At 53.6% G+C, this 16,047-nt stretch carries 14 protein-coding genes; 6 read left to right on the top strand and 8 right to left on the bottom strand.

The window, feature by feature from the left end; genetic code table 11:
* Positions 1-58: 58 nt before the first annotated feature.
* Complete coding sequence (locus OGV71_RS09070) at positions 59-304, bottom strand: YmjA family protein (RefSeq protein WP_003021350.1); 246 nt, start codon at positions 302-304, stop codon at positions 59-61.
* 377 nt (positions 305-681) lie between these two features.
* On the opposite strand from OGV71_RS09070, the gene OGV71_RS09065 reads away from it, so the two are divergent.
* Both OGV71_RS09065 and OGV71_RS09060 read left to right on the top strand, forming a co-directional pair.
* Entirely contained in the window at positions 682-1,458 is a 777-nt protein-coding gene (locus tag OGV71_RS09065) for an MBL fold metallo-hydrolase (protein ID WP_204584009.1), read from the top strand.
* Positions 1,459-1,476: 18 nt separating this feature from the next.
* Positions 1,477-2,427 (top strand): GlxA family transcriptional regulator, encoded by a 951-nt coding sequence (locus tag OGV71_RS09060; RefSeq protein WP_071696902.1) that lies wholly within the window; start codon positions 1,477-1,479, stop codon positions 2,425-2,427.
* On the opposite strand, the gene OGV71_RS09055 is transcribed toward OGV71_RS09060, so the two are convergent.
* The gene (locus OGV71_RS09055) at positions 2,424-3,086 is read right to left on the bottom strand and encodes a class I SAM-dependent DNA methyltransferase (protein ID WP_044699313.1); all 663 of its coding nucleotides are present in this window, start codon (positions 3,084-3,086) and stop codon (positions 2,424-2,426) included. The genes OGV71_RS09060 and OGV71_RS09055 overlap by 4 nt on opposite strands.
* 110 nt (positions 3,087-3,196) lie before the next feature.
* On the opposite strand from OGV71_RS09055, the gene OGV71_RS09050 reads away from it, so the two are divergent.
* The 4 genes from OGV71_RS09050 (at position 3,197) to lacA (ending at position 9,429) form a co-directional block, all read left to right on the top strand.
* Positions 3,197-4,279 carry a LacI family DNA-binding transcriptional regulator gene (locus tag OGV71_RS09050; protein WP_044699311.1) on the top strand — a complete coding sequence of 361 codons (1,083 nt, stop codon included), beginning with the start codon at positions 3,197-3,199 and terminating at the stop codon, positions 4,277-4,279.
* Between the two features lie 121 nt (positions 4,280-4,400).
* Entirely contained in the window at positions 4,401-7,484 is a 3,084-nt protein-coding gene (locus OGV71_RS09045) for a beta-galactosidase (protein ID WP_204584011.1), read from the top strand.
* A 51-nt stretch (positions 7,485-7,535) separates the two neighbouring features.
* Positions 7,536-8,789 carry an MFS transporter gene (locus OGV71_RS09040; RefSeq protein ID WP_003021333.1) on the top strand — a complete coding sequence of 418 codons (1,254 nt, stop codon included), beginning with the start codon at positions 7,536-7,538 and terminating at the stop codon, positions 8,787-8,789.
* A gap of 28 nt (positions 8,790-8,817) precedes the next feature.
* Complete coding sequence (gene lacA / locus OGV71_RS09035) at positions 8,818-9,429, top strand: galactoside O-acetyltransferase (protein WP_048219547.1); 612 nt, start codon at positions 8,818-8,820, stop codon at positions 9,427-9,429.
* A gap of 90 nt (positions 9,430-9,519) precedes the next feature.
* Here the strand turns inward: lacA and prpE are convergent, their stop codons facing one another.
* The 6 genes from prpE to OGV71_RS09005 all read right to left on the bottom strand — a co-directional run bounded on the left by prpE (position 9,520) and on the right by OGV71_RS09005 (position 15,971).
* Positions 9,520-11,406 carry a propionate--CoA ligase gene (gene prpE / locus OGV71_RS09030; protein WP_286533098.1) on the bottom strand — a complete coding sequence of 629 codons (1,887 nt, stop codon included), beginning with the start codon at positions 11,404-11,406 and terminating at the stop codon, positions 9,520-9,522.
* Positions 11,407-11,446: 40 nt separating this feature from the next.
* Complete coding sequence (locus OGV71_RS09025; protein WP_048219551.1) at positions 11,447-12,898, bottom strand: bifunctional 2-methylcitrate dehydratase/aconitate hydratase; 1,452 nt, start codon at positions 12,896-12,898, stop codon at positions 11,447-11,449.
* Between the two features lie 40 nt (positions 12,899-12,938).
* The gene (prpC, locus tag OGV71_RS09020; protein ID WP_003838667.1) at positions 12,939-14,108 is read right to left on the bottom strand and encodes a bifunctional 2-methylcitrate synthase/citrate synthase; all 1,170 of its coding nucleotides are present in this window, start codon (positions 14,106-14,108) and stop codon (positions 12,939-12,941) included.
* Positions 14,109-14,188: 80 nt separating this feature from the next.
* On the bottom strand, positions 14,189-15,070 hold the full coding sequence (gene prpB, locus OGV71_RS09015; RefSeq protein WP_204584017.1) for a methylisocitrate lyase: 882 nt from the start codon (positions 15,068-15,070) through the stop codon (positions 14,189-14,191).
* Between the two features lie 289 nt (positions 15,071-15,359).
* The gene (locus tag OGV71_RS09010; protein WP_269019871.1) at positions 15,360-15,554 is read right to left on the bottom strand and encodes a hypothetical protein; all 195 of its coding nucleotides are present in this window, start codon (positions 15,552-15,554) and stop codon (positions 15,360-15,362) included.
* A 51-nt stretch (positions 15,555-15,605) separates the two neighbouring features.
* Positions 15,606-15,971 carry a hypothetical protein gene (locus OGV71_RS09005; RefSeq protein ID WP_071701336.1) on the bottom strand — a complete coding sequence of 122 codons (366 nt, stop codon included), beginning with the start codon at positions 15,969-15,971 and terminating at the stop codon, positions 15,606-15,608.
* Between the last annotated feature and the right edge of the window lie 76 nt (positions 15,972-16,047).

Here is a 16,047-nt window from a genome sequence, read left to right as displayed (position 1 = left end):
CTCGTAGAGTATACCTACTCAATTTGCGCGCAGTGTAAAACACAGGCCATACCTTTGGCTACTCGTTACCCCAACGATTGAGGAACTCCGCGATATCATCGATACGCTGAGCGTCGACACCGGCCACGGTTGCCATCTCCTGCTGCGCTTCTTCGCTGATCTCTTCGTTGTTCATCAAACGGGTAATCAACTGCTGGAAGTAGTGCGCCAGCGCGTCACGTTCTGTGTCGCTCACCGGCTTTGCGGCCTCGGTCGCGTACTCGTCGGCGATATCATAATATTTAAGCGGAATGTCGTTGTTCATCAGTTGCTCCGGGGGGATATGCGTGTGCCAGCAGTTGCCTGCCGCGTCTGAAGTGAATGATAGCATTCTTATTTCATGGTTCGCGATCTGTTTCCTGGCTGTAATGTGTTGCATATATCGATACTATTTTCTGGCACCACTTCGTATTTAATAAATTTTTCCGTATTTAAGTAACAGCACTCTTATTCATTTCGATATAATGGCTGCGAATTAAATAACGAGCTACAAAGGGAAATATTAAATTACTTTAATTACATAATTGATATCTGTAATCTGCTATTGGCCCAATCCCATCGCTAGTCGCCCATTTGCCCACATTCATCTTCTGGACAACACTCTACGATGACACCACTGATCCAACCCGTGGAGCAAACATCATGAACATCACGCAAATCCGTAACGCCACGCAGCACATCACCTTTGGCGGTAAAATTTTTCTGATTGATCCGATGCTGGCGGATAAAGGTACTTATCCGGGCTTTGCCGGAACGGCTCGCGCCGAGATCCGCAACCCGACCGTTGAACTGCCTGTCGATATCGACACGCTGCTCAACGTTGATGCGCTAATCGTGACCCATCTGCATGAAGACCACTGGGATGAAGCAGCGGCTCGTGTCGTGCCGAAAGACAAACCGATTTATGTGCAAAACGATCGCGATGCGCAGGTACTGCGGGAACAAGGTTTCACGCAACTGACCGTACTGACGCAAAACACCGTGCTTGGTGATATCACCCTGCGTAAAACCGGCGGCCAGCACGGTTCGGATCGCGCTTACGCCATCCCGCAAATGGCTGAGCGTCTGGGTGATGCCTGCGGGGTTATCTTCCAGCATCCGGCGGAAAAAACGCTGTATCTGGTCGGGGACACCATCTGGCGCGACGAGGTGGAAACCAACATGCGGACTTTTCAACCAGGCGTGGTCATTCTGAACGCAGGCTTTGCCCACGTTATCGGGTTTGGCCCAATTATCATGGGGGCGGAAGATGTGCTAAAAACCCACTTCGTACTACCTGAGGCACAAATTGTGGCGACCCACATGGAGGCGGTTAACCACTGTCTGCTGACCCGCGCGGCCTTGAAAGAGTACGCCCGCGACAACCAGATTGCGCAATTCGTTAACGTGCCGGAAGATGGCGAAACCCTGACGTTTTAAACTCCACAGAGGAATCGTATGCAACCGCTTAACGTCGCCATTGTCGCCGTGGAAGATTTCAGCCCGTTTCACTTCTCAGTGCCGTGCATTATTTTCAGTGACAAAGTGGCGTCGAAAAAGCGCTTTGAGGTACAACTGTGCGCCGAACAGCCAGGCATCGTTTCCTCGCAGGATGGCTTCGCCCTTACCGCAGCCTACGGCTATGAAGCGGTGGAGGCTGCCGACATCGTAGTGATCCCCTGGTGGGGTACCACGGCACATCGACCACCACAAAGCCTGCTTGATGCGCTCAACCGCGCACGACAATACGGCGCGCAAATTGTTGGGTTATGTCTGGGCGCGTTTGTTCTCGGCTATGCTGGTCTGCTGGATGGCAAACGGGCGGCTACGCACTGGGAATTCGAACAAGATTTTCAGGCGCGCTTTCCGGCAGCCCATCTGGATATCAACGCGCTGTACGTGGATGACGACGGTATTATTACCTCGGCAGGGACCGCCGCCGCGCTGGATTGCTGCCTGTACGTCATCCGCCAGCGTTTTGGCAGCACGGTGGCGAATCAGATTGCCCGACGGATGATTGTGCCGCCACATCGCGAGGGCGGCCAGGCACAGTTTATCGAACAACCGGTAGCGAAAAATACCCAGGATCAGCGCATCAACGCCCTGCTCGACTATTTGCGCCAGCATCTCCACGAACCGCATAATCTCGACGAGCTGGCGCAGCGAGTGATGATGAGCCGTCGTACCCTCACTCGTCATTTTATGAAGGCCACCGGGTCAAGCGTAGCCGAATGGTTGATTGCCGAGCGCCTGCGCCGTAGCCAGACGTTGCTGGAGTCCAGCCAGTTACCCGTTGAACGCATTGCAGAACAGGTTGGTTTTCAGTCGCCCGTCACCTGGCGTCAGCATTTTAAATCCCACTTTGGTGTTAGCCCGGCTGAATGGCGTAAAACCTTTCGCGGCGATTAGCCTCTTTTTTGCGCCAGCCAGACGGTGTGCCCGGCGCAGTGCGGGTCTTCCATCACCATCTCGACTACCGCAAAACCATGCGCTGACAGCAATGCGCGGTATTCGTCCGGCGCGAGGCTGGCGTGAAACAGCGGCTCACCCTCAAATTGCCCCATCGCGATGCCATTGTCCGTACCGCTGGTAAACATCAGCGCGCTGCCGGGATGGCTGAGGCGGTCAAAAATCGGGAACATCTTTTGCTGGTCCTGCTGAGTTAAATGGAAAAAACTGTCCCAGGCGATCAGACCATCGAAAGTCTCATTGAGTGCCAGTTCGCGCATATCCTGCTCCAGCCAGCGCTGTGCGGGAAAAGTGTTTCGGGCCCGCGCCAGCATCGCCGGGGAACCATCAACGCCGGTAAGCTGAAAACCTTGCTGGATAAAATAACCGGCAATCGGCTGACCGTTGCCGCAGCCAATATCCACAATGCTGCCCTGCCCGCCCATCACGGAAATGAATTTATCGAGCCAGCTTTTCTCGAACAAGGTGCGCGAGCGCTGGCTGGCAAAGGCATCCGCATGACGTCGGTAGATGGACAGAATATTATTTGCCGCAGAGTCGCTCACAATGTCCTCACTTTTTTCTTCTGTTAAGAAGAACGACGATAAATCCTCCAGCACACGATCCGCAACCCTGGAATGCGCCTCGCAGAACCTATGCGTAAATCCCCCAAAACCATCCCGCTGTGGCATCATAGCGCGCAGATAACGTCATGACAGGGGTGATAAACGTGAAACCGGTAACGCTATACGATGTGGCAGACCATGCAGGTGTCTCTTACCAGACCGTCTCGCGCGTCGTTAATCAGGCCAGCCACGTTTCCGCAAAAACCCGACAAAAAGTTGAGGCCGCGATGGCGGAACTCAATTACATCCCTAACCGCGTCGCACAGCAGCTGGCTGGCAAACAGACGCCGCTGATTGGCGTTGTGACGGCGAACCTTGCCCTGCATGCCCCCTCACAAATCGTTGCCGCCATAAAATCCCGTGCCGACCAGTCCGGTGCCAGCGTGGTGATCGCCATGGTCGAGCGCAGCGGCGTTGAGGCATGTAAAGCCGCGGTCCACAACCTGCTTTCTCAGCGCGTAACCGGGCTTATCATCAACTATCCACTGGATGAAGAAGACGCCATTGCCGTGGCCGCCGCCTGCGGTACGGTGCCGGTGCTGTTTCTCGATGTCTCTGACCTGACGCCAATTAACAGCGTGATTTTCTCGCATGACGACGGCGCGCGCCTTGGCGTTGAACATCTGGTGCAGTACGGACATCAGCGTATCGCCCTGCTGAGCGGGCCGCACACTTCCGTTTCGGCAAGGCTTCGCCGTGCGGGCTGGCACAAGTATCTGGCACATTACCAGCTACAACCCGTTGTGGAGCTGGAAGGCGACTGGAGTGCGATGTCTGGTTTTCAGCAAACGATGCATATGCTGAATAACGGTAACCTCCCTACCGCCATGCTGGTCGCTAACGATCAAATGGCGCTGGGCGCGATGCGCGCAATCAGCGAGTTCGGTCTGCGGGTGGCGGTAGATATCTCGGTGATTGGCTACGATGATACCGAAGACAGCGCCTGCTACATTCCACCGCTGACCACCATCAGGCAGGATTTTCCGTTATTGGGTGAAACCAGCGTCGACAGGCTGCTGCAACTTCCCCGTGGCGAATCAACCGTGGGCAACCAACTGCTGCCCGTCACCCTGGTTAAGCGCAAAACGGTTCTGCCACCCAACACCCAAACCACCTCACCCCAGGCGCTGGCCGATTCATTGATCCAGCTCGCGCGGCAAGTTTCTCAGCTCGCACCCAAATTGTGAACGCACAACAATTGTGTGAGTCAGTTCACTCATTGAACGCCCCAGCCTTTACAGTTGGGATCGCTTATCCGTATTTTGATTGAAATTGTGAGCGTATAACAAATTCAAACAGGATACCTTTATGAACCTGAACACAGATTCACTCTCCGCTGTTCTGGCCCGCCGTGACTGGGAAAATCCCGGCGTCACGCAGCTCAACCGCCTGGAGGCGCATCCACCGTTCTGTAGCTGGCGTTCAGCAGATGACGCACGTACGAATCAGCGTTCGAGTCAGTTACGCTCGCTGAATGGCCAATGGCAATTTGCCTGGTTTGCCGCGCCGGAGGCTGTGCCGGAAAGCTGGCTGACAAGCGATCTGCCACAAGCTGATACTGTCAACGTCCCCTCGAACTGGCAGATGGACGGTTACGATGCGCCAATTTATACCAACGTCACCTACCCAATCCCGGTTAACCCTCCGTACGTTCCGGCACAGAACCCGACAGGATGTTACTCGCTCACATTTTATATTGACGATGCCTGGTTAGATGAGGGTCAGACGCGCATTATTTTTGACGGCGTGAACTCCGCATTTCATTTGTGGTGCAACGGCCGCTGGGTCGGCTACGGACAGGACAGCCGCCTGCCATCTGAATTCGATCTTAGCGATTATCTGCAGCACGGCGAAAACCGTCTGGCGGTGATGGTGCTGCGCTGGAGCGATGGTAGCTATCTGGAAGACCAGGATATGTGGCGCATGAGCGGTATTTTTCGCGACGTATCTTTGCTGCATAAGCCCACAACGCAAATTCGCGACCTGCGCATTAATACCCAGTTTAACGACGACTTCAGCCGCGCCACGCTGGCAGCGGAAGTCAGAGTAGCGGGCAACGCGAGCGAAGATTTACGCGTAGCCCTGCAATTGTGGGAGGGAGAAACGCTCACAGCCGAAACGAATTCCCCACTCGGCAGTGAGATTATTGATGAACGCGGTGCTTATCATGACCGGGTGACTCTGTGTCTGAACGTCGAAAAACCGGCTCTGTGGAGTGCCGAAACGCCCAATCTGTACCGCGCCGTTGTGCAGTTACGCACCGCGGACGGAGCGCTGATAGAAGCGGAGGCCTGTGACGTCGGCTTTCGTCAGGTTTGCATTGAAAACGGACTGCTGTTACTCAATGGTAAGCCGCTGTTGATTCGCGGTACCAACCGCCATGAGCACCATCCGATCAACGGCCAGGTGATGGATGAGGCGACGATGGTGCAAGACATCATCCTGATGAAGCAGAATAACTTCAACGCCGTGCGCTGCTCCCATTACCCAAATCACCCGCTGTGGTACACCCTGTGCGATCGCTACGGCTTGTATGTCGTCGACGAAGCCAACATTGAAACCCACGGCATGGTGCCGATGAATCGCCTCACCGACGATCCCGCATGGTTGCCTGCCATGAGCCAGCGCGTCACGCGCATGGTGCAGCGCGATCGCAACCATCCGAGCATTATTATCTGGTCTCTGGGCAATGAATCCGGCCATGGCGTCAATCACGACGCGCTCTACCGCTGGATAAAATCAGAAGACCCGTCACGCCCGGTACAATATGAAGGCGGCGGTGCAAATACCGCAGCGACCGATATTATTTGCCCGATGTACGCCCGTGTCGATCAGGATCAGCCCTTCCCCGCCGTCCCCAAATGGTCGATTAAAAAGTGGCTGTCGATGCCCGGCGAGCAGCGTCCGCTGATCCTTTGCGAATACGCCCACGCCATGGGCAACAGTTTCGGTGGCTTTGCCAAATACTGGCAAGCTTTCCGTCAGTATCCGCGCCTGCAGGGCGGCTTTGTCTGGGACTGGGTGGATCAGTCGCTGATTAAATATGATGAAAACGGCAAAGCATGGTCAGCCTACGGTGGCGATTTTGGCGACACGCCTAACGATCGTCAGTTTTGCATGAACGGGCTGGTGTTCGCCGATCGCACCCCACACCCGGCGTTATACGAGGCCAAACATGAACAGCAGTTTTTCCAGTTCACGTTACTGCCGGGCGCTGAACGCCAGATTGAAGTGACCAGCGAATATCTGTTCCGCCGCAGCGATAACGAAGTTCTGCACTGGTCTATTGCCCAGGACGGCAACCCGCTGGCCGCCGGAGAAATCGTTCTGGATATCGCTCCACAGGGTCGACAGGTGATTACCCTGCCAGATGTCCCGATGCCGGAAACCGCAGGTCAGCTGTGGCTGACGGTACGCGTAGAACAACCTCAGGCAACCGCGTGGTCAGACGCCGGGCACATCAGCGCCTGGCAGCAATGGAAGCTTCAAGAGAAGCTCAGCCTGACGCAACTGCCGTCTGCCCGCACCGCGCCACAGCTCAATGTGAGCGAAAACGTCTTTACCGTTGAGAACGACAACAAGCGCTGGCAATTCGACCGTCAGTCTGGCCTGCTGACACAGTACTGGATTGGCGATTCAGCCCAACTGTTGACTCCGCTTACTGACCAGTTCACCCGCGCCCCGCTGGACAACGACATCGGCGTGAGCGAGTCAACCCGCATCGACCCGAACGCCTGGGTCGAACGCTGGAAGGCCGCCGGTCACTATCAGGCTGAAGCAACGTTACTGCACTGTGCTGCCGATACGCTGAGCGATGCGGTACTGATCACAACTGAACATGCGTGGCAGTATCAGGGCGAAACGCTGTTCATCAGCCGAAAAAGCTACCGCATTGACGGCAAGGGTGAAATGCAGATAACGATGGATGTCGACGTTGCCAGCGGTACGCCGCATCCGGCCCGCATCGGCCTGAGCTGCCAGTTAGTGCAGGTCGCAGAGCGAGTGAACTGGTTAGGTCTCGGTCCACATGAGAACTACCCGGACCGTCTGGGCGCCGCCTGTTTTGATCGCTGGGATCTGTCGCTTGATGAGATGTACACCCCGTATGTTTTCCCAAGTGAAAACGGTCTGCGCTGCGGCACGCGCGAACTGCACTACGGCGCGCACCAGTGGCGTGGGGACTTCCTGTTCAACATCAGCCGCTTTAGCCAGCAACAACTGATGGCAACCAGCCACCGCCATTTGCTGCAGCCTGAGGCGGGCACCTGGCTCAATATTGATGGCTTCCATATGGGCGTTGGCGGCGATGATTCGTGGAGCCCTTCCGTGTCGCCGGAATTTCTGCTGAGCGCCGGACGCTACCACTTCCAGATCATCTGGGGCCAAAAATAATAATATAAGTTGGGCAGGCCCAAACCTGCCCGCATTTATAGGAAGTCTGTTATGTATTATTTAAAAAACACTAACTTTTGGATGTTCGGCTTTTTCTTCTTCTTTTACTTTTTTATTATGGGTGCGTATTTCCCCTTCTTCCCCATCTGGTTACACGAGGTAAACCATATCAGCAAAGGCGATACCGGCATCATCTTCGCCTGTATCTCACTGTTTTCTTTGTTATTTCAGCCAATTTTCGGACTGCTCTCCGACAAGCTTGGCCTGCGTAAACATCTGCTGTGGGTAATTACCGGCATGCTGGTAATGTTTGCCCCGTTCTTTATTTACGTTTTTGGTCCGTTATTACAAGTTAATATTTTACTGGGTTCAATTGTCGGTGGGATTTACCTTGGCTTTATTTACAATGCCGGCGCTCCGGCGATTGAAGCCTATATTGAAAAAGCCAGCCGCCGAAGCAACTTTGAATTTGGTCGCGCGCGCATGTTTGGTTGCGTGGGCTGGGCGCTGTGCGCCTCGATTGCCGGCATTATGTTCACCATCAATAACCAATTTGTCTTTTGGTTAGGCTCCGGCTGCGCGGTCATTTTGGCATTGCTGCTGTTATTTTCAAAAACAGATGCCCCCTCTTCTGCAAAAGTCGCGGATGCGGTAGGCGCCAATAACTCGGCATTCAGCCTGAAGCTGGCGCTGGAGTTATTTAAACAACCAAAACTTTGGTTCCTTTCCCTGTACGTAGTTGGCGTTTCCTGTACTTACGATGTGTTTGACCAGCAGTTCGCCAACTTCTTTACCTCGTTCTTTGCCACCGGCGAACAGGGCACCCGCGTGTTTGGCTACGTCACGACAATGGGAGAATTACTCAACGCCTCAATCATGTTCTTTGCGCCGCTGATTGTGAATCGCATCGGCGGGAAGAACGCCCTGCTGCTGGCAGGTACGATTATGTCGGTAAGGATTATTGGCTCCTCATTCGCCACTACTGCGCTGGAAGTCGTTATTCTCAAAACGTTGCATATGTTTGAGATACCGTTCCTGATCGTCGGTTGCTTCAAATACATCACCAGTCAGTTTGAAGTGCGTTTCTCGGCGACGATTTATCTGGTGTGTTTCTGCTTCTTCAAACAGTTAGCAATGATTTTCATGTCAGTTCTGGCCGGGAAAATGTATGAAAGTATTGGTTTCCAGGGAGCTTATCTGGTGCTGGGGATTATTGCGCTGAGCTTCACGTTGATTTCCGTATTTACCCTAAGTGGACCGGGGCCGTTTTCCCGCGTTTTCACCCCGGCAAGTAAACAAGTCTGAAGACAAATAACAAGAAGGAATATCTTCGATGAGCATGTCTATGAGAGACAGAATGAAAGCAGGCAAGCTGTTTACTGATATGTGCGAGGGGCTGCCGGAAGAGAGACTGCGCGGAAAGGAGTTAATGTATGAATTTAACCACACGCGTCCATCGGAGATTAAAAAGAGGGAAAAACTGATTCGTGAAATGTTTGCCACCGTGGGAGAGAATGCGTGGATCGAGCCTCCCATTTATTTCTCTTACGGCAGCAATATTCACATTGGCAAAAACTTCTACGCCAATTTTAACTTTACCATTGTGGATGATTACACGGTCACCATTGGCGATAACGTATTAATTGCGCCAAACGTCACTATCTCGGTAACAGGTCACCCTGTTCATCATGAATTAAGGAAATTCGGAGAGATGTTTTCCTTTCCGGTCACCATCGGCAATAACGTATGGATTGGCAGTAATGTGGTCATCAATCCTGGCGTAACGATTGGCGATAATTCCGTGATTGGCGCAGGGAGTGTCGTCACAAAAGACATTCCGGCAAATGTCGTGGCTGTGGGAGTTCCCTGTCGGGTTATCCGCGAGATAAATGACAGAGATAAGCAATATTATTATAAAAACTATAAATTAGAAGATGCTCTTTGATACTGGGCATAACGCCGGATGGTGCCGCATTGCGGCTTATCCGGCGACCAGGCCCGGTGAGCATCGCGCCACCGGGCCTGGTTATAACCGCTATTCCTCGATCGCCTGACGGATTTGCTGCAGCGACGCGGGATCGTCAATGGTCGTCAGATCGCCGGGATCGCGGCCTTCGCAGATCGCCTGGATCGTCCGTCTGAGCATTTTACCGGAACGTGTTTTCGGCAACTGCGACACAAACCAGACGTGTGCCGGACGGCCAAAGTTGCCAATCTGGCTGTCCACCAGCGCCATAATCGCCTTCTCTTCCGAATGTGCGATGTCGCGATCTTCAAGGCTGTCGCTCTGTTTCGGAATAACAAACGCGACCGCTACCTGCCCCTTCAGCGCGTCCTTCACGCCGACTACCGCCACTTCCGCAACGTTCGGATAGCTGGAAATACTCTCCTCGATCTCGCGCGTCCCCAACCGGTGCCCTGCCACGTTTATCACGTCATCCGTACGCCCCAGAATGAAGTAATAGCCGTCAGCGTCACGAATGCCCCAGTCAAAGGTGGCGTACACCTGGTGAGAAAACAGCGACCAGTAGGTATTCACAAACCGCGCGTCATCCCCCCAGATAGTCTGGATACAGCCCGGCGGCAGCGGCCCTTCAATCACCAGCATGCCCTTCTCATTCGCCGCACAAGGTTCACCGGTCACCTCATTGAGCAGTTGTACGTTGTAGCCGTACATCGGCACGCCGGGACTGCCCAGACGCGACGGCCTGTCGTCCAGCCCGCGGGCAATTGCCATAATCGGCCAACCGGATTCGGTCTGCCAGTAGTTATCGATAACCGGGACACCCAGCGTTTCCGTTACCCAACTGGCGGTTGGTTCGTCCAGCGGTTCCCCCGCCAGATACAGCACCTCCAGCGAGGAGAGATCGTGATTACGGATTTGCGCGGTCGGGAATTTCTTCAGCACGCGGATGGCGGTCGGGGCGGAGAACATCCGGCAGACCTGATACTTCTCAACAATTTTCCACCATACACCACAGTCCGGATACGTTGGCAGACCTTCGTAAACCACCGTCGCCATCCCCGCCAGCAGCGGGGCATACACGATATACGAATGCCCAACTACCCAGCCGATATCCGACGCGCAGAAGAACACGCCGCCCGCTTTACCGCCGAAAATGGTGTCCATCGAGGTCGCCAGCGCGACCGCATAGCCGCCAACGTCTCGCTGGACGCCTTTCGGTTTACCGGTTGTCCCGGAGGTGTAGAGAATGCAGGATGTTTCGTTTGATTCCAGCCAGACAACTGGTACCCGCGCGCCGAGATGCTGTTGGCGCAGGGCGGCAAAGTCGAGGTCACGTCCCTCGACCCGCGCCATTTTCGCCAGACCGCGATCGACCAGCACCACATGACGCGGTCGGTGCTGCGCCTGTTCGATCGCATCATCGAGCAGCTTTTTATACGGCAGGATCTTGCCCCCGCGCGCCCCGGCATCCGCCGAGATGATAACCACCGGTCTGGCGTCGTCGATGCGCGCCGCCACGCTGTGCGAGGCGAAACCACCGAACACCACCGAATGAATTGCCCCAATGCGTGCGCAGGCCAGCAGCGTAATATGCGCCTCGGCGATCATCGGCATATACACCAGCACCCGATCGCCACGCTGTACGCCCAGCGACAACAGCATCGCCGCCGCGACGTTCACTTCGTCATACAGCTGACGAAAGGTAAACGTGCGTTCTTCTTCGGTTTCTGATGACACAGCAATCAGCGCCAGCGCGTCAGGCTGTTTCTCCAGCCAGCGGTCGATGGCGTTATGGCACAGATTGGTCGTGCCGCCGCAAAACCAACGGGCAAACGGCGGGTTGCTGTGGTCCAGTACCTGCGTATACGGCTGCTGCCAGTCAATACGCTGGGCCTGCTCGGCCCAGAACGACTCCGGTTGCGTTATGGAACGTTGATAAAACTCGCTATAAGACATAATGCTCTCCTGTTGAACTTACGCCTTGCTGCACGCTGGTTTAAATAATGAAGAGATCCATATACTCATTGACCGGCATCTGCTCCAGGCGAGTTCTGTCCAGGGAGACATCCAGGATGCGCTGCTGCTGACGGGTCGGGAACTGACGCGCCAGGTTGATTTTGAACTTCTCGACCAGCTTCGGCATGCCGTCAGCACGACGACGCGCATGGCCGATTGGGTATTCCACTACCACTTCTTCAAAGCGTGAGCCGTCGGTGAATTCCAGAGTGATGGCGTTGGCGATGGCGCGTTTTTCAGGGTCGTGGTAATCGGCGGTAAAGGCCGGATCTTCGAAGCAGTTGATCTTCTCGCGCAGTGCATCAATGCGTTTGTCCTGCGCCACACCGTCTTCGTAATCTGCCGCCGTTAAGCGCCCGAACAGCAGCGGAATGGCCACCATATACTGGATACAGTGATCCCTGTCCGCCGGGTTATTCAGCGGGCCTTTTTTATCGATGATGCGGATACAGGCTTCGTGCGTACGAATGGTCACTTTTTCGATATCGGCAGCGGTCTTACCTGCGGCCTGTAACCGCTCGTACAGCGTCATGGCCGCTTCTACCGCGGTCTGCGAGTGGAACTCGGCCGGGAAGGAGATTTTAAACAGCACGTTTTCCATCACATAAGAGCCGTACGGGCGCTGGAAGCGGAAAGATTCGCCTTTGAAAGAGACGTCGTAAAAGCCCCAGGTTTTCGCCGTCAGCGCAGACGGATATCCCATCTCACCGGTTTTCGCCATCAATGCCAGACGTACCGCGCGCGAGGTCGCATCGCCTGCGGCCCAGGATTTACGCGTGCCGGTATTTGGTGCATGGCGATAAGTACGCAGCGACTGGCCGTCGACCCACGCCAGCGACACGGCGTTGAGAATTTCATCCCGGTTCAGGCCAAGCATCTCAGCGACCACCGCCGTGGAGGCCACTTTTACCAGCAGGACGTGATCGAGACCAACACGGTTAAACGAGTTTTCCAGCGCGATACAGCCCTGAATCTCATGAGCTTTGATCATCCCGGTCAGCACCGTTTTCATGGTCAACGGCGCTTTCCCCACCGCCACCGCATTACGCGACAGCCAGTCAGCCGTGGCCAGAATACCGCCGAGGTTATCAGAAGGATGCCCCCACTCAGCGGCAAGCCAGGTATCGTTGAAGTCCAGCCAGCGGATCATCGCACCGATGTTAAACGCCGCCTGCACCGGGTCGAGCTGGAACTGGGTGCCAGGTACGCGCACGCCGTTCGGTACCACTGTACCTGGGACGACCGGCCCCAGCAGTTTTTTACAGGCCGGATATTCCAGCGCTTCCAGGCCGCAGCCTAAGGTATCAAGCAGGCAATAATGCGCAGTGTCATACGCCACCTTCGAGGTGATCTCGTAGTTCATGACGTAATCAACGATATCAACGATTTCACGGTCAAATTCGGGGCGGACGTTCGAAATATGTGCGGACATAGGGTACATTTCCTGTTTTTTATCTTTAGAGGTTTTTGAATTAGCAACGTTTTTCAATCGGGACAAATTCGCGATCTTCCGGGCCGGTATAGTTGGCGGAAGGACGGATAATTTTATTGTCCTGGCGCTGTTCGATGATGTGCGCCGCCCAGCCGGTGACGCGGGCGATAACAAACAGCGGGGTGAACATTTCGGTGGGAACGCCCATCATGTTGTAAGAGACCGCCGAGAACCAGTCGAGGTTGGGGAACATCTTTTTCGTTTCCCACATTACGTCTTCCAGACGGTCAGCGATGTTGTACATTTTCAGCGAACCACCTTCCTGAGAAAGCTGTTTCGCCACGCGCTTGATCACCTGATGGCGCGGGTCGGCGATGGTGTAAACCGGATGACCAAAGCCAATCACCACTTCTTTGTTTTCCACGCGTTTACGGATATCCGCTTCGGCTTCGTCCGGCGTTTCGTAGCGCTGTTGGATCTCCAGCGACACTTCATTCGCTCCGCCGTGTTTCGGTCCACGCAGTGCGCCAATCGCGCCGATAATCGCGGAATACATATCGGAGCCGGTCCCGGCAATCACGCGGCTGGTAAAGGTGGAGGCGTTAAATTCGTGCTCGGCGTACAGCACCAGCGAAATATGCATCGCTTTTTCCCAGCTTCGCGAAGGCTTTTCGCCATGCAGCAAGTGCAGGAAGTGACCACCAATGGAATCATCGTCAGTTTCCGGCTGAATACGCTCGCCGTTATGGCTGTAGTGATACCAGTACAAAAGGATTGAACTGAGAGATGCCAGTAGCTTGTCGGCAATATCGCGCGCGCCGGAGACGGTATGACCTTCTTTTTCCGGCAGCGTACAGCCCAGCGCGGAGACGCCGGTGCGCATCACATCCATCGGATGCGATGCGGCAGGCAGCGCTTCCAGCACGGTGCGTACGTTAGCGGGCAGTCCGCGCAGCGCTTTGAGTTTGCTTTTATAGGCGGTGAGTTCATCGCGGGTGGGTAATTTTCCGTGGATCAGCAGATGCGCGACTTCTTCAAATTCGCACTGCTGCGCCAGGTCGAGAATATCGTAGCCGCGATAGTGCAGGTCGTTACCGCTTTTGCCTACGGTACACAGCGCGGTATTCCCGGCTGCAACGCCTGACAGAGCAACCGATTTTTTAGGTTTAATGACATGGGTACTATTTTGCAGGATCGTTGTGTCGCTCATGTTGTCCTCGTCATTTTTATAATATGTAGGGTACAAATTTATTGCCGGATGGCGGCTGTGCCTTATCCGGCCTACGACGGTTACTTTTTGCTATACAGCGCGTCGAGTTTCTCTTCGAACTGGTAGTAATTGATGCTTTCGTACAGCTCGTTACGCGTCTGCATAATGTCGATCACGCTCTTTTGCGTTCCTTCCTGACGCAGCACGTTGTAAACCTTTTCCGCAGCGCGGTTCATAGCGCGGAAAGCCGACAGCGGATACAGCGCCATCGCGACGTTTGCGCTGCGCAGTTCATCGGTGGTGAACAGCGGCGTAGCGCCAAATTCGGTAATGTTGGCGAGGATCGGCACCTGCACCGCGTCGGCAAACTGGCGGTACATCGCAAGCTCGGTGATGGCTTCCGGAAACAGCATGTCCGCGCCTGCTTCGACGTACGCCTGGGCACGATCGATGGCTGCCTCTAACCCTTCCACCGCCAGCGCATCGGTCCGCGCCATGATGACAAAGTTGGGATCGGTACGTGCATCCACCGCGGCGCGGATCCTGTCGACCATCTCTTCTTTAGAGACGATCGCTTTGTTCGGGCGATGGCCGCAGCGCTTAGCGCCGATCTGATCTTCAATATGCAGCGCTGCAGCACCCGCTTTGGAAATCGACTTCACGGTACGCGCCACGTTGAACGCTGATGATCCAAACCCGATATCCGCATCCACCAGCAATGGCAGCGGGCAAACATCCGTAATGCGACGAATATCAGTCAGCACATCATCAAGGGTTGAAATACCGAGATCCGGCAGCCCCAGCGACCCCGCAGCGACGCCGCCGCCGGAGAGATAAATCGCCTGATACCCGGCACGTTGGGCCAGCAGAGCGTGATTGGCGTTGATGGTGCCCACGATTTGTAATGGATTTTCTTTGCTGAGCGCGGCGCGAAACGCCAGCCCTAGGGAGTGTAGAGACATATCCCGTCCTCTTGTTATCAACTTGTTAGCATTCGTTGATTTACTTAAAGCAAGGGGTATGCCAAAAAATTTTTATGAGCAATTTTTTTCAATAAAACCATTAACAACAATGCATTATAAATAACAATGTAATAAAAACTTCAAATAACACATTATGTTAATGTTTCAACGGAACGGTATTAAACGTTTCGTTGAAACATTTTTGAAACAGAGTTAAATTTGAATTACTTGATTTTAACCACACAAGGCATCTCACAGCTTTCCAAAAGTGTGGTTCATACTTTTGAAATTAAAATTTATTTAAAATCCTCAATAATACTTGAACAAAAAATAACATTATTGAGATCACCAAAATAAATTTTGAGAATACCTCTGGAGCTGGATACCAGGTCTCTGTAAATGCCACTCCAGCTCCACTCAGTACAGAAGAAGCGACTAACACAGCAACAAAGACCCCAGCTAATCTTATTATTTTTTTCATCATATTTATTAACCATTATCAATAATGGAGGTATCCCTCCATTATTTTCAATTTTTATCTGCAAACTCCCCCCATGCCTCCAGAATTACAATTACTGTTAGTACCAGTTCCTCCACCATTACTATTATTGCCACCATTAGAAAAACAACCGCCCGCCAATCCCCCGCCCATGATACCTAAAGCCATTCCAGCAGGACCTCCCATCATGCCTGCAATAGCCCCGCCAATAATTCCATTATTACAGTTAGTCACATCCTGCCCTAAACTGCCGTAAAAACCAGAACGATTACCACTGCTACTATTTTTGTTATTGTTTCTGGAAGAAGAGCTACCTGCGTTCCTGCCCGACTCATAATTTGAGTTCGCATTTCCACCTGATACGCAACTTATTTCCATTAATGATAATTCCCTTATACTCATACTTAATTACTCCTTTCAATAAAAACCAAAACCGATAATTACCTCACTAACACTTTTAACATAAAATTTAATACCA

The sequence above is a fragment of the Citrobacter sp. Cf088 genome, assembly GCF_030334295.1.
GTDB lineage: Bacteria > Pseudomonadota > Gammaproteobacteria > Enterobacterales > Enterobacteriaceae > Citrobacter > Citrobacter freundii.
Note: the sequence above shows the minus strand (reverse complement) of the source record. Positions and strands in the feature narration are given on the sequence as shown.